This is a genomic window from Massilia sp. NP310, from assembly GCF_019443485.1.
Lineage (GTDB): Bacteria > Pseudomonadota > Gammaproteobacteria > Burkholderiales > Burkholderiaceae_D > Telluria > Telluria timonae.
Genome location: NZ_CP080379.1, coordinates 3012765 through 3032245, shown reverse-complemented (window position 1 = coordinate 3032245; position 19481 = coordinate 3012765). Strand labels below are relative to the sequence as shown.

General features: G+C 65.1%; 21 protein-coding genes and 1 tRNA gene. 13 read left to right on the top strand and 9 right to left on the bottom strand.

From position 1 onward, the window contains the following. The first annotated feature begins 259 nt into the window (after positions 1–259). From KY496_RS13395 to pbpG, 3 genes are all read left to right on the top strand, one after another. On the top strand, positions 260–1168 hold the full coding sequence (locus KY496_RS13395) for a DMT family transporter (protein ID WP_051205040.1): 909 nt from the start codon (positions 260–262) through the stop codon (positions 1166–1168). Continuing rightward, positions 1165–1863: a nitroreductase gene (locus KY496_RS13390; protein WP_219865024.1), complete on the top strand. Its 699-nt coding sequence runs from the start codon at positions 1165–1167 to the stop codon at positions 1861–1863. The genes KY496_RS13395 and KY496_RS13390 overlap by 4 nt, the downstream gene beginning before the upstream one ends. Before the next feature lie 167 nt (positions 1864–2030). Beyond that, positions 2031–3188, top strand: coding sequence for a D-alanyl-D-alanine endopeptidase (gene pbpG / locus KY496_RS13385; protein ID WP_370659800.1), 1158 nt, complete (start codon positions 2031–2033; stop codon positions 3186–3188). A 7-nt stretch (positions 3189–3195) separates the two neighbouring features. Here pbpG and KY496_RS13380 read toward each other — a convergent pair whose 3' ends face one another. Continuing rightward, on the bottom strand, positions 3196–3981 hold the full coding sequence (locus KY496_RS13380) for an IclR family transcriptional regulator (protein WP_184239129.1): 786 nt from the start codon (positions 3979–3981) through the stop codon (positions 3196–3198). A 151-nt stretch (positions 3982–4132) separates the two neighbouring features. Between KY496_RS13380 and KY496_RS13375 the strand changes: the two genes are divergently transcribed. From KY496_RS13375 to KY496_RS13340, 8 genes are all read left to right on the top strand, one after another. Then, the gene (locus KY496_RS13375; RefSeq protein ID WP_040775263.1) at positions 4133–4519 is read left to right on the top strand and encodes a diacylglycerol kinase; all 387 of its coding nucleotides are present in this window, start codon (positions 4133–4135) and stop codon (positions 4517–4519) included. A gap of 56 nt (positions 4520–4575) precedes the next feature. Further along, a complete protein-coding gene (locus KY496_RS13370; protein ID WP_005665756.1) occupies positions 4576–5214 on the top strand; it encodes a peroxiredoxin in 639 nt (212 codons plus the stop codon). Between the two features lie 208 nt (positions 5215–5422). Next, the gene (locus KY496_RS13365) at positions 5423–6196 is read left to right on the top strand and encodes a sulfite exporter TauE/SafE family protein (RefSeq protein ID WP_005665757.1); all 774 of its coding nucleotides are present in this window, start codon (positions 5423–5425) and stop codon (positions 6194–6196) included. Positions 6197–6313: 117 nt separating this feature from the next. Continuing rightward, positions 6314–7183, top strand: coding sequence for a sulfate ABC transporter permease subunit CysT (gene cysT, locus KY496_RS13360; protein ID WP_219865022.1), 870 nt, complete (start codon positions 6314–6316; stop codon positions 7181–7183). After that, positions 7180–8085: a sulfate ABC transporter permease subunit CysW gene (gene cysW / locus KY496_RS13355; RefSeq protein WP_219865021.1), complete on the top strand. Its 906-nt coding sequence runs from the start codon at positions 7180–7182 to the stop codon at positions 8083–8085. The genes cysT and cysW overlap by 4 nt, the downstream gene beginning before the upstream one ends. Positions 8086–8104: 19 nt before the next feature. Beyond that, a complete protein-coding gene (locus tag KY496_RS13350) occupies positions 8105–9178 on the top strand; it encodes a sulfate/molybdate ABC transporter ATP-binding protein (RefSeq protein WP_005665761.1) in 1074 nt (357 codons plus the stop codon). Next, entirely contained in the window at positions 9175–10104 is a 930-nt protein-coding gene (locus KY496_RS13345) for a CysB family HTH-type transcriptional regulator (protein ID WP_219865020.1), read from the top strand. Before KY496_RS13350 ends, KY496_RS13345 begins: the two co-directional genes overlap by 4 nt. A 292-nt stretch (positions 10105–10396) precedes the next feature. Then, on the top strand, positions 10397–11143 hold the full coding sequence (locus tag KY496_RS13340) for a hypothetical protein (protein WP_219865019.1): 747 nt from the start codon (positions 10397–10399) through the stop codon (positions 11141–11143). Positions 11144–11195: 52 nt separating this feature from the next. Here the strand turns inward: KY496_RS13340 and KY496_RS13335 are convergent, their stop codons facing one another. The 5 genes from KY496_RS13335 to KY496_RS13315 form a co-directional block, all read right to left on the bottom strand. Beyond that, positions 11196–12242, bottom strand: a complete 1047-nt coding sequence (locus tag KY496_RS13335; RefSeq protein WP_219865018.1) for an aldo/keto reductase — start codon at positions 12240–12242, stop codon at positions 11196–11198. A 2-nt stretch (positions 12243–12244) separates the two neighbouring features. Further along, a complete protein-coding gene (locus KY496_RS13330; RefSeq protein ID WP_219865017.1) occupies positions 12245–13306 on the bottom strand; it encodes a quinone-dependent dihydroorotate dehydrogenase in 1062 nt (353 codons plus the stop codon). A gap of 109 nt (positions 13307–13415) precedes the next feature. Next, positions 13416–14144 (bottom strand): arginyltransferase, encoded by a 729-nt coding sequence (locus KY496_RS13325; protein ID WP_005665766.1) that lies wholly within the window; start codon positions 14142–14144, stop codon positions 13416–13418. A gap of 63 nt (positions 14145–14207) precedes the next feature. Continuing rightward, positions 14208–15026 (bottom strand): leucyl/phenylalanyl-tRNA--protein transferase, encoded by an 819-nt coding sequence (aat, locus tag KY496_RS13320; RefSeq protein ID WP_005665767.1) that lies wholly within the window; start codon positions 15024–15026, stop codon positions 14208–14210. Between the two features lies 1 nt (position 15027). Further along, the gene (locus KY496_RS13315; protein WP_005665769.1) at positions 15028–15609 is read right to left on the bottom strand and encodes an NUDIX hydrolase; all 582 of its coding nucleotides are present in this window, start codon (positions 15607–15609) and stop codon (positions 15028–15030) included. Positions 15610–15795: 186 nt separating this feature from the next. On the opposite strand from KY496_RS13315, the gene KY496_RS13310 reads away from it, so the two are divergent. Continuing rightward, positions 15796–15872: transfer RNA gene (locus KY496_RS13310), tRNA-Met, on the top strand. Positions 15873–16078: 206 nt separating this feature from the next. Continuing rightward, positions 16079–16492 (top strand): T6SS immunity protein Tdi1 domain-containing protein, encoded by a 414-nt coding sequence (locus KY496_RS13305; RefSeq protein WP_005665771.1) that lies wholly within the window; start codon positions 16079–16081, stop codon positions 16490–16492. Positions 16493–16534: 42 nt separating this feature from the next. Here KY496_RS13305 and KY496_RS13300 read toward each other — a convergent pair whose 3' ends face one another. From KY496_RS13300 to KY496_RS13290, 3 genes are all read right to left on the bottom strand, one after another. Continuing rightward, positions 16535–17587: a glycosyltransferase family A protein gene (locus tag KY496_RS13300; RefSeq protein WP_219865016.1), complete on the bottom strand. Its 1053-nt coding sequence runs from the start codon at positions 17585–17587 to the stop codon at positions 16535–16537. Between the two features lie 79 nt (positions 17588–17666). Then, positions 17667–18545 (bottom strand): DNA-3-methyladenine glycosylase, encoded by an 879-nt coding sequence (locus KY496_RS13295; RefSeq protein ID WP_184239117.1) that lies wholly within the window; start codon positions 18543–18545, stop codon positions 17667–17669. Next, entirely contained in the window at positions 18545–19453 is a 909-nt protein-coding gene (locus KY496_RS13290) for a DMT family transporter (protein WP_040775270.1), read from the bottom strand. Before KY496_RS13290 ends, KY496_RS13295 begins: the two co-directional genes overlap by 1 nt. Positions 19454–19481: the final 28 nt, after the last annotated feature.

Genomic DNA, 19481 nt, shown 5'->3' with positions numbered 1-19481 from the left:
CATTAAAACGCAACGAAACTCTTTTTGTGCACCGCAACAGGGCAGATTTTCTGTCAGTTCGTTTGAAGCGTCAAGCGTTTTTGATGCGACGCACCATCCAAGATACATAATTTTCTAGAATGCATTTAATGCAATAAAAGTCAATTGATCTCGCGCAAACCCTGTGCATCTTTCAGCCGGTCAAAACTCCATGGTAGAGACATGCTAGACTCGATGCTTGCGATTTATTCAATGCCGTGCAGCGCGCATTGCCAGCATCATGTCGACCCACGCCACTTCCATGCCCGGCAGCTCCTGGCTGTCGCCCGTGCCGCTGTTCTTCGTCTTCCTCTGGAGCACGGGTTTCATCGTCGCCAAGCTCGGCCTGCCGTATGCGCCGCCGCTGACCTTCCTCATCGTGCGCTGCCTGGGCGTGCTGGCGGTGCTGCTGCCGTTGATGCTGCTCTGGCGCGCGCCATGGCCGCGCGGCCAGGTCCTGCATCTCGCCGTGGCCGGCGTGCTGCTGCAGGCGGGCTACCTGGGCGGCGTGTGGGCCGCCATCAAGCTCGGCATGCCGGCGGGACTGACCGCCCTGATCGTCGGCATGCAGCCGATCCTCACCGCCGCCTGTGCCCCGCTGATCGGCGAGCGGGTGCGGCCGATCCAGTGGCTGGGCCTGCTGCTCGGCCTGTCCGGCGTGGCGCTGGTAGTCTACGCCAAGCTGGGCCTGGCCGGGCTGTCGCCCGCCGCCCTCGGCCTGTGCGTGTTCGCGCTGCTCTGCATCACGGCCGGCACCATGTACCAGCGCCGCTTCTGCCCGCGTTTCGACCTGCGCAGCGGCACCGCGATCCAGTTCGGGGCCACGGTGCTGGTGCTGGCGCCGATCGCGGTGTGGCTGGAAGACCTCGACCCGGCGTTCTCGACGGTTACCTGGAGCGCCGACTTCGTCATCGCCTGGCTGTGGTCGGTGTTCGCGCTGTCGATCGGCGCCATCTTCCTGCTGTTCAAACTCATCGGGCGCAGCCAGGCCACCGAGGTGACCAGCCTGATGTACCTGACCCCGCCGACCACCGCCATCATGGCCTGGCTGCTGTTCGGCGAAGCCTTCAACGCGCTCGGCCTGGCGGGCATGGCGGTGGCCGTCACCGGCGTCGCCTTCGTCGTGCGCAAACCACCGGAGACCACATGACCATCGAGAACCCTGGCCAGGCGGCCGTCGACGCCGCCATCACCTCGCGCCGTTCGATCCGCGCCTTCCTGGACAAGCCGGTCGCGCGCGAAGACATCGCCCGCATCCTGGACGTCGCGGCGCGCGCGCCGTCCGGCACCAACACCCAGCCGTGGAAAGTCCATGTGCTGACCGGCGCCGCGCGAGAGCGCCTGTCAAGCGCGATCCTGGCGGCGTATGCCGACCCCGAGCAGGCCGCCCAGCACCAGGAGGAATATCCCTACTATCCGCGCGAATGGGTGTCGCCGTACATCGACCGGCGCCGCAAGGTCGGCTGGGATTTATATGGCCTGCTGGGCCTGACGCGCGACGACAAGGCCGGCATGGCGGCCCAGCATGGGCGCAACTTCACCTTCTTCGATGCGCCGGTCGGGATGATCTTCACCATCGACCGCATCATGGAGCAGGGCTCCTGGCTCGATTACGGGATGTTCTTGCAGAACATCATGGTAGCGGCGCGGGCGAGGGGACTCGACACCTGCCCGCAAGCCGCCTTTACGCAGTATCATCGGATCATCGCGGCCGAACTCGCGCTGCCGGCGAACGAGATGGTCGTGTGTGGCATGGCGCTGGGCTGGGCCGATCCGGCGCGGATCGAGAACACCCTGGAAACCGAGCGCGAACCCAGCCACATATTCGCCCGCTTCATGGAGTAACGTAATAACCAACAATATCTCATTGATATCAAACGAAAGTTTGCATTCACGGGAGGTGTTGGTTTTCGCAGATTATTTCCGCACGGAATGTTCTTTTCTCTTGCGATCGAGCGTCGTTCCGCTACACTTTCATCTGTATCTCATCGGTTTGGTCCAGGGGCGTTTCGATGTTTAAACTTGCTTTGGCTGCAGTTGCCGCCGCGTTGTTCGCTATTGCACCAATGCAGGCATCCGGTGCCGGGGCGGGCGCAGGGGCGGGCGCGACCGAACAAGCGCAGAAGTCCAAGCCTGCCAAGGCTGCCAAGAAAAAGCCCAAGCGCAAAGCGAAGGCGAAAAAGACCACCAGGAAGCGCAAGGAAGTCGCCAGCGCCGGCGACAACGGCCAGCGCATGGTGCGCCGGGTCCGCACCGTCAACGGCAAGCGCGTCGTCACCTACCACCCGGCCCGCGCCGCGGCGGGCGCCGTCGCCGTGGCGGCGGTGGCGACGGCCGGCGACAGGGCCGGCCTGAACAAGACCGACGATCCGCTGTCCCTGCGTTCCAGCGTCGCCTACGTGGTCGACCAGAACAGCGCCGAAGTGCTGTTCGAAAAGAACGCCAACGTCGCCCTGCCGATCGCCTCGATCACCAAGCTGATGACCGGCATGGTCGTCATGGAAGCCAAGCAAGACCTCGACGAAGTGCTGCGCGTCACCGACGCCGACGTCGACCGCCTGAAGTACAGCAGCTCGCGGCTGCCGGTCGGCGCGCGCATGACGCGGCGCGAACTGCTGCACATCACCCTCATGAGTTCCGAGAACCGCGCCGCCTCGGCGCTGGGCCGCAACTACCCGGGCGGCATCGAGGCCTTCGTCGCCGCGATGAACGCCAAGGCGCGCCAGCTCGGCATGATGGACACCCATTACGTCGATTCCAGCGGCCTGTCGAGCCGCAACGTCTCGAGCGCGCGCGACCTCGTCAAGCTGGTGATGGCGGCCCACGAAGACCCGCTGCTGCGCGAATTCTCCACCACGCCGAAATCGACCGTGAAGGCCAGCGGCCGCACCATGCATTACGCGAACACCAACTACCTGGTGTCGCTGCCCGACTGGAACATCGGCCTGCAAAAGACCGGCTTCATCAACGAAGCGGGACGCTGCCTGGTGATGCAGGCCATGATCCATGGCCGCAATGTGGTGATGGTGTTCCTGGATTCGAAAGGCAAGATGTCGCGCACGGCCGACGCCGGCCGCATCCGCCGCTGGATCGAGTCGCTGCCGGACCGCATGGACGTCGATGCGGTGCGCACGCCGACCATCACGGCCAGCGCGCCGGCATTGCATTAATTCTCGATCACACCGGCGCGATCGGCCGGTAACCCAGCGTCGACGAAATCCGCGACGCCGTCTGCACCAGGTCTTCGAGCCAGTCTTCCTGCAAGCGGTCGGCCGGCGCCGAGATCGACAATCCCGCCACCAGCTTGCCGCTGTCGTCATGGATGCCGGCCGCCATGCAGCGCACGCCCAGTTCCAGTTCCTCGTTGTCGCGCGCATAGCCGCGCGCCCGCACCAGGCTCAGTTCGCGTTCCAGCCGCGCCAGTTCGGTGATCGAATTGCGCGTGTGGCCGGCCAGCCCCGTGCGGGTGGCATAGGCGCGGATCGCCTTGACGTCGTCCACGGATAAAAACAGCTTGCCGGTCGAGGTCAGGTGCAGCGGGCCGCGCCCGCCGATGGCGCGCACCACCTGCATGCCGGAGCGCTCCGAGAAGGCGCGGTCGATGTAGACGATTTCGTCGCCCTGGCGCACCGACAGGTTGACCGTCTGCTGGGTCTTGCGGTGCAGGGCGCGCATGGCGTCGAGCGCCGCTTCGCGCACCGACAGCCGGCTCTTGACCACATTGCCCAGTTCCAGCAGGCGCATGCCGAGACGGTAGGTGCCCGGCTCGACCCGGTCGACGAAGCGCGTGACGACCATGTCGTTTAGGATGCGGTGCGCGGTCGAGGGATGCAATCCAGACACCCGCGCCAATTCCTTGAGGCTGACCGGATCGGTATAGCTCGCCAACGCATCGAGCAGCGCCATCATGCGTTCGATGACCTGGATCGACGTCTTGGCTGGAGTAGGGGTTTCCATTTTCATGATGTGGTTGGTGCAGTGCAGTATCGTTCTCTTTATACCATGATGTGAAAAGACCATGCAAACCGGCGGCTTGCGTCGCGGGCCAACTTGCCACATGCTTGTGCGCGGACGGGGCATAATGTCGTTCCTGCATGTTGGAATGCCAAGAACGATGGAAAACCCGATCAGCGAATTCAAGACCTTGCGCGGCCTGGAGCGCATCGGCGCCGCCTGCCGCAACACCTGGGACGGCCTGCGCTGGGCCTGGCGCAGCGAAGCGGCGTTCCGGCAAGAGGTCGTGGTGATCGTCATCGCCAGCGTGGTGGCGCTGCTGTTGCCGGTGTCCGGCTTCCAGAAGCTGGCCCTGGTCGGCGTGCTGGTCGTGGTGCTGGTGGTCGAGCTGATCAATTCGGCGATCGAAGCGGTGGTCGACCGCATCTCGCTGGAGCGCCATCCGCTGTCCAAGGCGGCCAAGGACCTGGGCAGCGCCGCGGTGGCGCTGACCCTGCTGCTGGCGGGCGCCACCTGGGCCGTCGTGCTGTACAACCGCTTTATGTAGGCTTTGCGTTGCGTCGTCCGCGGACGGCGCTGTATGAATCAACCATGGAGAAGACTATGACCTTACGCCTCGGCGACACCGCTCCCGATTTCGAGCAGGATTCCAGCATCGGCAAGATCCGCTTCCACGAGTGGGCGGGCGATTCCTGGGTGGTGCTGTTCTCGCACCCGGCCGACTTCACGCCGGTGTGCACGACCGAACTGGGCCTGACCGCCAAGCTCAAGCCGGAGTTCGACAAGCGCAACGTCAAGGCGATCGCGCTGTCGGTCGACCCGGCCGACAAGCACGTCGACTGGATCAAGGACATCGAGGAAACCCAGCAAACCGTGGTCGGTTTCCCGATCGTGGCCGACGCCGACAAGACCGTGTCCGGGCTGTACGACATGATCCACCCGAACGCCTCGGCCACCGCCACCGTGCGCTCGCTGTTCGTGATCGACCCGGCCAAGAAAGTGCGCCTGATCATCACCTACCCGATGAGCACCGGCCGCAACTTCGACGAAGTGCTGCGCGTGATCGACGCCCTGCAGCTGACCGACGGCTACACCGTCGCCACGCCGGGCAACTGGAAGGATGGCGACCCGGTCATTATCCCGCTGACCGTCACCGATCCCGACGTCATCAAGCAGAAGTACCCGAAAGGCTTCGAGGCGCCGCGTCCTTACCTGCGCCTGACGCCGCAGCCGAACAAGTAATCGGCAGCGCAGGGGCGAGGCTTGCCCCATGCCATGTCTACCGCAAGACGGCGAACCTGGGTTCGCCGTTTTTTTTCGTGGTATCCAGGCAACAAACTCGCGATGATCATCGTCGTGGGACGAATATCTCTGCATAAGCAAATGAGAAAGCTGTCGTTTGGAAAACGGCAGCCCGAGCCTTACCCTGTGCTCCACAGGAGAGCTCGGCATGTCGATGACGTATGTGATGGCAGGATTCGCGGTAGGTTTGTTGGTCGGCATGACCGGCGTCGGTGGCGGCTCGCTGATGACGCCCTTGCTGACCCTGCTGTTCGGCGTCTCGCCATCGGTCGCGGTCGGCACTGACCTCGCCTTCGCCGCGATCACCAAGAGCGCCGGCACCATCACCCACCGCTTCACCCGCACCGTGCAATGGCAGATCGTCGGCCGCCTGTGCCTGGGGGCGCTGCCGGCGGCCGTGCTGGCGGCGATCGCGCTCAACCATTTCGGCGCGCTCAGCGAACAGCTGGGGCAGGTGATCCGCTACACGATCGCCGTCTCGGTGATGCTGACCGTGGTGGCGCTGCTGCTGCGCAGCCGCCTGCTGGCCTGGATCCATGCCCACCCGGAACGCCAGCTGCAGGGCCGCGGCCTGGCGGCGGCCACCATCATCTCGGGCGCCGTGCTGGGCGTGCTGGTGACGGTGTCCTCGATCGGCGCCGGCGCCATCGGCGCGACCTTGCTGGTGTTCCTGTATCCAAAGCTGAGCCCGGCCGAAGTGGCCGGCACCGACATCGCCTACGCGGTCCCGCTGACCGCCATCGCCGCGCTCGGCCATTGGTGGCTCGGCTCGATCGACTGGATGCTGCTGCTGACCCTGCTCGTCGGTTCGCTGCCCGGCATTACCCTCGGCGCCATGGCGGCGCGCGCCGTGCCGGAGCGCTTCCTGCGCGCCTTGCTGGCCACCACCCTGACGGCGGTGGCGGCGAAGCTCGTCTTGTAAATTGCGCCCTACCAAATAGCAATTACTGTCTATGCAAATAAGTATTCTTTCGTTTGCTTTATGAACATAGCGTGAGAATATGCGACTCCGATAGAAGAATTTGTAATAAGGAATCGCATGACTTCGCTTGCATTGCCGGGCAACGCGGCAGCAACCAAGCCCAAGCGACCGGGCCGGGTCATTCCCGGCTTCGGCATTTCGCTGGGCTTCACGCTGTTCTACCTGGCGCTGATCGTCCTCATCCCGCTGTCGGCGGTATTCCTCAAGACCTCCAGCATGAGCTGGGCCGATTTCTGGGCGACCGTCACGTCCGAGCGCGTGGTGGCGTCCTACCGCCTGAGTTTCGGCGCGTCGCTGATCGCGGCCGCGATCAACGTCGTCTTCGGCGGCATCGTCGCCTGGGTGCTGGTGCGCTACCAGTTCCCCGGCAAGCGCCTGATCGACGCCCTGGTGGACCTGCCGTTCGCGCTGCCGACCGCGGTGGCCGGCATCACGCTCACCGCGCTGTACGCCCACAACGGCTGGATCGGCCAGTACCTGGCGACGCTGGGCATCAAGGTGGCGTTCTCGCCGCTGGGCGTGGTGGTGGCGCTGACCTTCATCGGCCTGCCGTTCGTCGTGCGCACGGTGCAGCCGGTGCTCGAAGAAGCCGAGCGCGAACTCGAGGAAGCCGCCGCCAGCCTGGGCGCGCCGCCGCTGCAGACCTTCATCCGCGTGGTGCTGCCGACCATCGTGCCGGCGCTCCTGACCGGCTTCGCGCTGGCCTTCGCGCGCGCCACCGGCGAATACGGTTCCGTCATCTTCATCGCCGGCAACCTGCCGATGGTGTCCGAGATCACGCCACTCTTGATCATCTCCAAGCTGGAACAGTACGACTATACCGGCGCGACCGCGATCGCGGTGGTGATGCTGGTGTTCTCCTTCATCCTGCTGCTGGCGATTAACCTTCTTCAGGCGTGGACGCGCAAACGGGCGGGCAAGGCATGAGCGCGGTCCTCGACAAGGTGGCGCCGCCGGCCAAGCGCGCCGCCAACAACAAGCGCCTCGACACCAGCGTGCTCGAGCCGCGCTGGGTGCGCGTGGCCCTGATCGCCATCGCGCTGATCTTCCTGACGCTGTTCCTGTTCATCCCGCTGGCGGCGGTGTTCACCGAGGCGCTGGAAAAAGGGTGGGAGCTGTACGTCGAATCGATCCTGGACCCGGATGCGGTGTCGGCGATTAAGCTGACCCTGATCGCGGCCGTGATCTCGGTGCCGCTGAACCTGGTGTTCGGCGTGGCGGCGGCGTGGGCCATCGCCAAGTTCGAATTCCGCGGCAAGAGCATCCTCCTGACCCTGATCGACCTGCCGTTCTCGATCTCGCCGGTGATCGCGGGCCTGATGTACGTGCTGCTGTTCGGCGCCTCGGGCTGGTTCGGCCCATGGCTGGCGGAGCACGACATCAAGATCCTGTTCGCGGTGCCGGGCATCGTGCTGGCCACCGTGTTCATCACCTTCCCGTTCGTCGCGCGCGAGCTGATTCCGCTGATGCAGCAGCAGGGCACCGAAGAAGAAGAGGCCGCGCTGGTGCTGGGCGCCTCGGGCTGGTCGACCTTCTGGCGCGTGACGATGCCGAACATCAAATGGGGCCTGCTGTATGGCGTGATCCTGTGTAATGCCCGTGCGATGGGCGAGTTCGGCGCGGTGTCGGTGGTGTCGGGCCACATCCGCGGCGAGACCAACACCATGCCGCTGCACGTCGAGATCCTCTACAACGAATACAACTTCACGGCCGCCTTCGCCGTCGCATCGCTGCTGGCGCTGCTCGCCCTGGTGACCCTGGCCGTCAAGTCCTTTATCGAATGGCGCCTGCACGAAGCCCGTAAGGCTTCGACGGACGCCCCTCACTGAAACAACGCCGGAGCCACGCATGACGATCGAAGTACAACATATCCGCAAGCAGTTCGGCCAGTTCACGGCGCTCGACGACGTTTCGCTGCAGTTCCCCGACGGCGAGCTGACCGCCTTGCTGGGGCCTTCGGGCTGCGGCAAGACCACGCTGCTGCGCATCATCGCCGGCCTCGAATATCCGGACTCCGGTTCCGTGCTGCTCGACGGCCAGGATTCCTCGCACCGCCACGTGCGCGAGCGCCAGGTCGGCTTCGTGTTCCAGCACTATGCGCTGTTCAAGCACATGACCGTGTTCGAGAACGTCGCCTTCGGCCTGCGCGTCAAGCCGCGCAAGGAGCGCCCGAGCGAAGCCCAGATCCGCGAGAAGGTCAAGAAGCTGCTCGAACTGGTGCAGCTCGACTGGATCGCCGACCGCTATCCGCCGCAGCTCTCGGGCGGCCAGCGCCAGCGCATCGCCCTGGCGCGCGCGCTCGCGGTCGAACCGCGTGTGCTGCTGCTGGACGAACCGTTCGGCGCGCTCGACGCCAAGGTGCGCAAGGAGCTGCGGCGCTGGCTGCGCCGCCTGCACGACGACCTGCACGTGACCTCGATCTTCGTCACCCACGACCAGGAAGAGGCGCTCGAAGTGGCCGACCAGGTGGTCCTGATGAACAAGGGCCGCGTGGAGCAGCTGGGCAGCCCGGACCAGGTGTACAACAACCCGGCCTCGCCCTTCGTGTACGGCTTCCTGGGCAACGTCAACCTGTTCCACGGCCGCGTCAACGACGGCGTGCTGGCCAGCGGCGACGTGCGTTTCCAGGCGCCGCAGCACGCCGGCGTGGTGGATGGCGCCGGCATCGGCTACGTGCGTCCGCACGACCTGGACGTCGAGCGCTACACGCCCGGCGCCGCAGGCGTGGTGGCCAAGCTGCGCCGCGCGCATGCGATCGGCCCGCTGGCCCAGCTCGACCTCGAGCGCGCCGACAACCAGCAGCTGATCGAGGCGGTGATGCCGAACGAGCGCTTCGCCAGCCTGGGACTGAAAGAGGGCGAGACGCTGGTCGTGCGTCCGCGCCGCATCGAAGTGTTCGTCGACGAAGGAAACGCGATATGAACTTCCAGCAGCTGCGCTCGGTCCGCGAAGCGGCCCGGCGCGACTTCAACCTGACCGAAGTCGCCAACGCCCTGTTCACCTCGCAGCCGGGCGTGTCGCGCCAGATCCGCGAGCTCGAGGAAGAGCTGGGCGTGGTCATCTTCGAGCGCAACGGCAAGCGCCTGACGGGCCTCACGCCGCCGGGCAAGGGCATCCTGCGCATCGTCGAAAAGCTGCTGGTCGAAGCCGAGAACCTGCAGCAGGCCAGCCGCGAATACGCCGCGCAGGACAGCGGCACGCTCACCGTCGCCGTCACCCACACCCAGGCGCGCTACGCGTTGCCGCAGGTGGTGCAGTCATTCCGCGCCGCCTTCCCCAACGTGCGCATCGCCCTGCAGCAAAGCGCGCCCGAGCACATCGCCGAATGGGTGGCCTCGGGCAAGGCCGACATCGGGATCGCGACCGAGGGCCTGTCGGCCTTCCCCGACCTGGTGTCCTTCCCGTGCTACCGCTGGAGCCACCTGGTGGTGGCGCCCGAGGGGCACCCGATCTTCACCAAAGGCTCGCCGCTGCGCCTGGAAGACCTGGCCGAGCATCCCCTGATCACCTACGATGTCGGCTTCACCGGCCGCAGCCACATCGACGCCGCTTTCGTCGAAGCCGGGCTGGCGCCGGACATCGTGCTCACCGCGATGGATTCGGACGTCATCAAGCAGTACGTGTCGCTGGGGCTGGGCGTGGGCATCGTGGCCTCGATGGCCTTCGACCACGGCCGCGACAAGGGGCTGCGCGCGATCGAGGCCTCGCACCTGTTCGCGCAGAACGTGACGCGCCTGGCGGTGCGGCGCGGCTCGTATCTGCGGGCGTATGCATTCCACTTCATTGAGCGTTTCGCGCAAGGGTATACGCGGGCGGATATCGAGAAGGCGATCGCGACGGCGGAGTAGTGCTATGCCAGGAATGGATGCAGCTTTGCGCCATGCAGTCTGACGCTCTCCTGCCTTGCCTACGAACAGCCAGTGTAATCAAAAGCAACAATCGAATTAGAAAGCGTGTTGGACGCTATCTACCTGTATCGTCCATGGCCTGGTTGCTGGGCCATGTGTGTCTAACAAGGTAGCATATGATTTGTGTTGCTTGGGGCCGCAGTCAATGCGGCCCCTGCAAACGCGTACGCACGGTCTGACAATTCATAGTTCGCATATTTCCACACTAATGCCCATCCATCTACAATCGTTCATGTCGGCCACCCATGTCTTCAATTTGGTGACGGCTTTCTTTGCGCAGCGCAGCGGATTCGGATCTCTGCCGAGAGCGGCTGACATGAAAGGCAGTCTGCTGCGCACGGCCTGCGTTGGCAATCCCGAGCGTACCATTCAAGGTGAACTGCTCGCCTATCTTAAGTCCAGAGACCAGAATGCCGTGCTGGAGTATCGCCTGCACAGCTTTGCTTCCAGTCTCGGCGGTTTCTGGAAGAACGGCCGCAGCGTTGACATCATGGTGCTGGACGACGACTTTGCACGGGTGTGCGCCATTGAGTTGAAACACTACAGTCGGGTACAGAGTAGTCTGCAGCCATTACTCAGCTTTCTGGAACAGGACCGGAGAAAGTATGAGGGCGTCGACGTACCACTAATCCAGGTCGGTGTGTACACCGAGCTTGATTGTCTTCCCGATGGGCCTCGCGAATCTTTCGAAGCGTTCCGCTTCATCAGCTGTTACGCCTATGATCGTAATGGTGACTTGCGCAAATGGCGAACAGGATACGACGCGACGACTGAGGTTGGATACGCTGCACTCGAAGAGTGGGCGCAGCGGACGTGTAGTATCTATGCCCATGAGTTCCATGGATCGGCCGAGCAATTCGATACGCCAAACGGACCAGTGTCAGGCCGCGTGCACTACTTCGTCGGCCTGGCTAAGGAATCAACCGCGGCATGTTCAATGGGGCGGCGCGTCACTACATATAATGAGATAGGACTGTGACGGCACTGGAAGAGCGAACGAGGTCAGGCTGCCATCAGATAACTTATGCCGATTACTGTCCCGGATTAGTTATCCTGGCGTGAATTTCGTCGATCCGCCGCACCACCTCATCGCTGAGCACGATCTGCGCCGCATCGATGTTTTCTTCGAGCTGCGCCAGCGTGGTCGCCCCGACGATGGTCGATCCCACGAACCAGCGTGAATAGCACCAGGCCAGCGCCATCTGCGCCGGCGTCAAGCCGTGCTCGCGCGCCAGCGCCGCATATGCGCGGGTGGCCTCGAACACCGCCGGCCGCAGGTAGCGCGGGCTCCAGGTCGGCGGATAGATCGTCAGGCGGCCGCGCGCCTGCGGGTCGTCGACGTACTTGGCGCTCAGCTGGCCGAAGGCGAGGGGACTGTAGGCCAGCAGGCTGACGTCTTCGCGGTAGCAGACTTCGTCCAGCAAGGTGGTCTCGAACGCGCGCGCGGTCAGGTTGTACAGATTCTGGATGGTGGCGATGCGCGGCAGGCCGCGGAGTTCGGCCTGCTTGACGAATTCGCACACGCCCCACGGGCTTTCGTTCGACACGCCGATGTGGCGGATCTTGCCCTCTTTGACCAGGTCGGCCAGGGTACGCAAGGTATCCTCGATCGCCACGCCGTCGCGTTCCTTGCGCGGATCGAACTGATTGGCGCCGAAGATCGGCACGTTGCGGCTCGGCCAGTGCAGCTGGTAGAGGTCGATGTAGTCGGTCTGCAGGCGCCGCAGGCTGGCGTCGACGGCGGCGCGCAGGTTGGCGGCGTCGAGATTGTGTTTTGAACCGCGGATCCAGGCCTGGTTGCCGTTCGGGCCGGCGATCTTGGTCGCCAGCACCAGCTTGTCGCGCCCGCCGCGCGCCTTGAGCCAGGAGCCGATGAAGCGCTCGGTCGAACCCTGGGTGGCCGCGCTCGGCGGCACCGGATACAGCTCGGCGGTGTCGATGAAGTTGATGCCGCGCCCGATTGCATAGTCCAGCTGGGCGTGCGCTTCCTGCTCGGTATTCTGCTCGCCGAAGGTCATCGTGCCGAGGCAGACGGTGCTCACCTCGAGGTCGGTGCGGCCCAGTGTCTTGCGCCGCATGCTCATTGCTTTTTCTTCTTCGCGCCGTTGTCGCGCAGCGCGTCGGCGCATTCGCGCACCAGGGCCGGGCCGGCGTAGATCAGGCCACTGTACAGCTGCACCAGCTTGGCGCCGGACGCGATCTTGGTCTTCGCGTCCTGGCCGCGCATGATGCCGCCCACGCCGACGATCGGGATGTCGTCGCGCAGCTCCTTCTTGAGCGCGCGGATCACGATGTTCGACTGCTCGAACACCGGGGCGCCGGAGAGGCCGCCGGCCTGCTGTGCGTGCTTCATGCCTTCGACGTCGCGCCGGTTGAGCGTGGTGTTGGTGGCGATCACGCCGTCGATCTTGTGGCGCAGCAGGGCGCCGGCGATGTCGCGGATCTGGTCGCCGTCGACGTCGGGCGCGATCTTGAGCGTGATCGGCACGTAGTGGCCGTGGTGGTCGGCCAGCTTGGTCTGCTCGGCCTTCAGCTGGGACAGCAGGCCGTCCAGTTCGGACGCGCCCTGCAGCTGGCGCAGGTTCTTGGTGTTGGGCGACGAGATGTTGACCGTCACGTAGCTCGCATACGGATAGACCTTGCGCAGGCAGTGCAGGTAATCCTCGGCGGCTTGCTCGATCGGCGTGTCGGCGTTCTTGCCGATGTTCAGGCCCAGCACGCCCTGGCGTTCCTGGTAGAAGCGCGAGGCTTGCACGTTGGCCACGAAGGCGTCGACGCCGCCGTTGTTGAAGCCCATGCGGTTGATGATGCCGCGCGCGCGCGGCAGGCGGAACATGCGCGGCTTGGGGTTGCCGGCCTGGCCGCGCGGGGTCACGGTGCCGATCTCGATCGAGCCGAAGCCGAGCGCGGCCAGGCCGTCGATGTAGGCCCCATCCTTGTCCAGGCCGGCGGCCAGGCCGACCGGGTTGGGGAAGGTGATGCCCATGACGGTGCGCGGGTCGGGCAGCGGTTTCCTGAACGCGCCCGTCAGGCCGAGCGCGGCTGCCCGACACAGCATGGGCAGCGTGAAGTTGTGGGCCGTCTCGGGATCGAGCGAGAACAGTGCGGGGCGGACGAGGGTGTACAGGAATTTGTCGGGCATGGGGAACTCAAAAAGGATCTCCCCATCATTCTAACGTGATGCGCTGCGGCATACGTAGTTGAGTGTCAACGACTTTGTTAGCACTTGTATCACACGGCGACAACCCGGCCTAGCGCTGCAGCACGCCCCATTCGCCGTCGATGCGCGCTTCGAGCGGCCGGAAGTTGATCTTGTAGGCCATCTTGGGACTCTGTTCGATCCAGTACCCGAGATACACGTAGGACAGTCCGAGCTCGTGCGCCTGGTTCACCTGCCACAGGATGTTGTAGGTGCCGTAGGAGGCATTCTCGATGTCGGGATCGAAGAAGGTGTACACCGATGACAGGCCGTCGGACAGCACGTCGATGATCGACACCATGCGCAGGGTGCCGTCCGGCTCGCGGAATTCGACCAGGCGCGTGTTGACGCGGCTTTGCAGCAGGAACTGGGCGTACTGGTCGCGGCTGTCCTGGTCCATGCCGCCGCCCACGTGGCGCGTGGTCTGGTAGCGCAGGTAGAGTGCGTAGTGCTCGTCGGAAAAGGCCAGGTTGGCCACCATCGCGACCAGGTTGCCATGGCGCTTCCAGGCGCGGCGCTGGGTGCGGTTGGGCGTGAAGTCCTCGCACTTGACGCGCACCGGGATGCAGGCCTGGCAGCCGTCGCAGTAGGGGCGGTAGGTGAAGATGCCGCTGCGCCGGAAGCCGTTCTTGACCAGCTCGGAATACACGTCGGCATTGATCAGGTGCGATGGCGTGGCGACCTGCGAACGCGCCTGGCGCGCATCGAGATAGCTGCAGGGATAGGGCGCCGTCGTGTAGAACTGCAGCGTCGCAAAGGGCAGGTCGTGTAGGTGCGTCATGCAAAAAACTCTCGAGACGACGTGTGATGAACCTATTCTAGCGAAAACCCGCCCGCGATACCGTTAGCCATCCAACGGTATCGCGGGCGAATTGCCGGATTTGTCGGCCGCTGCAGCGGACCCTGCGGACGCTGCGGATGCGGCCGGCGCGCCGGCGCCCGGCGCCGCCAGCGGCGCACCGACCGTCCAGTCGCGGATGGGCGGCTCGGCGATGGCGGCGCGCAGGTGCTCCAGGAAGCGGCTGCGCGGGATCGGCGCCGCGCCGAGCGAGGCCAGGTGGCCGGTCTCCTGCTGGCAGTCGATCATCCGCACGCCGTGGCCGCGCAGGAAGGCCACCAGGTAGGCCAGCGCGACCTTGGAAGCGTCGGACACGCGCGCGAACATCGATTCGCCATAGAACATGCGGCCTATGCAGACGCCATAGGCGCCGCCGACCAGTTCGCCGTCGAGCCAGACTTCGGACGAGTGGGCATAGCCCAGCGCATGCAGGCCGCTGTAGCCGTCGATGATCTCGCTGGAGATCCAGGTGCCGGGGCCGTCGCGGCGCGGCGCGGCGCAGGCACGCATGACGTCGCTGAAGGCGGAGTCGAAGCGCACGTCCCAACGGCCCCCCTCGTGGCGGCTGCGCTCGACCTTGCGCAGCGTCTTGGCCAGGCTGTCGCTCACCTTGAAGTCGCTTGTGTACAGCACCATGCGCGGATCGGTGCTCCACCACAGGATGGGCTGGCCTTCGGAAAACCAGGGAAAGATGCCGTTGCGGTAAGCCTGCAGCAGGCGCGGCGGCGACAGGTCGGCGCCGGCCGCGAGCAGGCCCGGCGCTTCGACCGTCAGTGCCTTGGATACGTCGGGAAACGGCGTATCGGTCTCGAGCCAGGGAATCATCTCAATCCGGTTCGCGTGGGGCGATCATCGGGCGATGGATGTCGCGGCTGTGAAAGCCATAGCTGCCGCCCTCGCGCACTTTGATCCGGTCGGCGAAGAACAGTTCCAGCGTGGTGCGAATGGTGGGGAAGGCCAGGTCGTCCCAGGGGATCTCGTCTTCGGTAAACAGCTGCACGTCCAGGCTTTCGATGCCGGCCGCGAAGTCGAGGTCGAGCAGGCGCGCGCGGTAGAACAGGTGGACCTGGTGCACGTGGGCCACGTTGAGCAGGGTGAACAGGGGCCCGAGCTCGATGTTGGCGCCGGCTTCTTCCTCGGTCTCGCGCACCGCCGCCTGCCCGGTGGTCTCCTCGTTTTCCATGAAGCCGGCCGGCAGGGTCCAGTAGCCGTAGCGCGGCTCGATCGCGCGCTTGCACAGCAAGACCTGGAGCCGGCCGTCGGCCTCCCAGACGGGAATCGAGCCGATGACGAGTTTCGGATTCTGATAGTGGATCGTGTGGCAATGGGTGCAGACGTAGCGCGGCCGGTTGTCGCCTTCGGGGATGGTCAGCAGGACGGGGTGGGCGCACTCGGAGCAGAATTTCATGGTCGTGTGACGAATTGGCATTGCCCTTACTTTACACTGAATGCGGGGGCGATAGGGCAGCGCCCGACGGGTGGGGTCGACCTGTTTTCAGCGCAGACCATGCGTTATATCGTGTTGCAATCGCACATGGCCGCAGTATTGCATTTGCCTAATAAGGGGAATGGGCGTATAATTCATTTCATCAGACGCGGGGTGGAGCAGTCTGGCAGCTCGTCGGGCTCATAACCCGAAGGTCACAGGTTCAAATCCTGTCCCCGCAACCAGATTCGAAGCCGCTGATTCGCAAGAGTCAGCGGCTTTTCCGTTTGTCAAACCGGCGTTGTTCAAGCAGGCACGCCCTTTCTCCGTCTTAACGGCCTCGACGCAGGTCAAACCCGCTCGCCTCTGCTGCAATGCACACGGGCCCGGCCTGTCCAACCCTGCGAACCGCCGCGCGCATGCGCCATGGCGACATTCAGGGGCGATGACCATGATCGATGTAGACGACATCAACGAGGCCTGGGGCTGGGTCGGCATGAGCGCCGTCGAAGTTCTCGGGGCTAATGCCTTCGGCAACCTCATCATCCGCGACGAGGACGACCATTTCTGGTGCCTGCGTCCGCAAGAACTGGTCTGCGAGCCGCTGGCGCGCAGCCGCGCCGCGCTCGACGCGCTGGCCTACAACCAGGATTTCCTCAACGACTGGTACATGCCAGAGGCGGTGCGCCTGGCCGAAGCCGCGCTGGGGCCGCTGACCGAGGGGCGCAAATACTGCCTCAAGATTCCCAGCGCGCTGGGCGGCCACTATGGCTGCGACAACCTGGCCACCGTGCCGCTGGCCGAACTCATCCGGTTCTCGGGGGAGGGCGCGCAGCAGTTCGACGGTTTGCCGCGCTGGAACTGATGCCGCAGTCGGCCGCGCCGAGGCCCTCTCGGCGCCAGCCGCTCATTCCTTGCGCGGGGCGGCCTGGGTGCGCAGGCGACCGGCAACGATCTGCCAGCCCACCGCCGGCACATACAATGGCAGTTTAGGGTCCATGGCCAGGTGCTTCCACAGCAGCGGGCCGTTGATGGGTTTGCGGTGCGTCAGCCGGTGGACGATGTCCTTGACCATGGTGTGGCGCAGGAAGCGCAGCTTGGCGCGGTTGCGTCCCTGTTGTTCGGCGTTGAGCTTGAACAGGCGCGGCAGTGCGAGTTCCAGCTTGGTTTCGTAGTGCAGGCGGTCCATCGATTTCTCAGTGCCCCAGCCCGAGCCGGCGTAGATATTCACGCCGCGACCATAGGTCACTTCCGGCGTGGTGCCGAAAACATACGCCTTCGTCAGTGTGCTCAGTGTCAGCCAGAACAGGAAGTCCTCGCCGGCATAGACGAATTCTTCGCGAAAACGCAGATTGGCGAACTTGCGGAAGCGGTACACGACGGTCGACGTGCCGATGACATTGGCGCCGAGGATCTGTTCCGTCATGTCGCCCTGGTACTGCGCGACCGGGTAGCCACCCGGCAGCACCGGGTGCGCGTCCTTCTTGAACACTGCGCTCTGTTCGAACACGGTTGTCGAATGGCCAAGGCGGAAAAAATCCGAAAAATAAAAGTCGTTGCCCTGCGCTAGGGCGGCGCTCGCGTGCAGCAGGTGCGTATCGTGCCACTCGTCATCGGAATCCAGGAAAGCCACGTAGTCGCATTGCGGCGACACGCTGTCGAGCCCCTTGTTGCGCGCCCCGGCGGGTCCGCCGTTCGGCTGTTCGATCACGCGTACGTTCAGGTTCGGCCAGCGCGCCCTCACTGCCTGCACCTCGCCCCGTGCCGGCACCGGCGAGCTGTCGTCGACCACGATGACTTCGGCGGGGTACAGCTGCTGGCCGGCAATCGATGCCAGCGCCTTCTGCAGGACGCCTTCCTGGCGCTGGAAATAAGGAATCACGACGGCGATCGGTGCACTCGCCGGCGTCGCTGCAGCATGGTCCGCGCTGCTGGAAGTAGTGAAAATCGGGGTGCTCATGTTGCTGAATATATCACACGCTCGTGGTGTAACGCCCCTTGTCTTTCCAATTGAAAACAGTGCACGGCTTCGCCGTCTGCTATTCGGCGAGACTGGCCCACAGGTAGGCGGCCGCCATCGTGCGGTGCGGCGCATAGCGCGCCAGCAGGCGCTGGGCTTCGGCCAGGGTCGGCCGCTGGGCGCTGCCGGTCAGATTGTGCAGGGCGGTGCGCACGGCGACGTCGCCTTCGAGCGAGCAATCCGTGTAGCCATAGCCACGCAGCAACACATAATTGACGGTCCAGGGGCCGATGCCCTTGATCGCCAGCAGTTCCTGGCTCACCTGGGCGGCGTCGCGCCGGCGCTCGAGCGCCAGGCTGCCGTCGACCGCCATGCGCGCCACGCGCAGCACGGTCTCGGCCTTGGCGGTCGAGAACCTGCGGCTGGTCAGGTCTTCCAGCGTCAGGCGGGCGACGTCGGTCGCTTCCGGATAGCACCACAAGCCACGCGAATGCGGGCGACCGGCCAGCTTGATCAATGTGCGGCGCAGGGCGATCGCGAAGGTCAGGTTGATCTGCTGGCCGATGATGGCCCAGGTCAGGGCCTCGAACACGGTGGCCGATTGCACGATGCGCAGGCCCGGCTGGCGCGCGAGCACGGGGCCGAGCACGGGATCGTCGTGCGCGAAGGCGGCGAAGGCGGCCGGGTCGATGCGCAGGCCCAGCACGTTCAGCAGCGCGTCCCGGGCCAGCGCTGCGAGCACGGGCGTGACGGGCGCGTCGAAGGCAAGGCGGCAGCGGGCCGCATTGCCGTCGAAGCGGATGTCGAGCAGGGTCGGCACGCCGTCCAGCAGCACGCCCTTGCGCAAGCCGTCCGGGCCGACCTGCTCGGCCAGGCCTTCGGCGTCGCGGCCATGAAAGGCGATGACGTCGGCCACGCGGTAGCCTGGCGGCAGGGCAATCTCCTGCGTCGTCTCCATCACTTGCCGCCCGCCGGCGCGGCTGCGCGTCCAAAGCGCGGCCGGAAGCCCGTCACCAGCGCAGTCCCGAGCAGCACGATGGCCGAGCCGGCGATCGTGTGCCAGCCGATGGCTTCGTGCAGGAACAGCGCGCCCCACAGGATGCCGAACAGGGGATTGAGGAAGGTGACGGTGAGCGCCGAGGTGGTGCCGACTTCCTCGATCAGCTTGAAGTAGAGGATGTAGGCGATGCCGCTGCAGACCACGCCCAGCGCCAGCACGGCGGCCATGACGCCCGGCGTCGGCTCGCCCGGCGCCGGGAAGAAGGCGACCAGCGGCAGCACCAGGATGGCGGCCGCCCACATCGAGCCGTGGGCGTTGGCGAACGGCGCCACCGCCGGAGCTGATTTGGCGTACTGGCTGGCGATGCTGTAGCTGAACGCCGCGACCAGGGCCGCGCCGACGGCGATGCCAGCGCCGGGCCGTTCGGCCACGTGGTCGAAGCCGACCAGCAGGGCCACGCCGCAGGTGCCGAGCAGCAGGCCGAGCGCGCTGTTCCTGGACACCTTCTGGCGCGCCCACACGGCGCCGACCAGCGCGCCCCACATCGGCGCGGTGGCGTTCAGCACCGACAGCACCGAGGCCGACAGGGTGCGCGCGGCGAAGGCGAACAGCAGGAAGGGCAGGGCCGAATTGAACAGGCCGAGGATCAGGTAGTGCTTCCAGTGGCGGCGCACGCCGAGCGGGGAGCCCTTGCCGCGCAGGTGGAACACCCAGGCCACCAGCGCCAGGAACAGGGCGGCGAAGCCGACCCGGTACTCGATCAGCACCGCCGGGCCGAGCACGGGCGCGGCGATGCGCATGAAGAGGAAGGAGCCGCCCCAGATGGCGGCCAGCGCCACCAGGCGCAGCATGTTCGCGGTGTTCATTGATAAAAAGATGGCCCGTCTGATAACG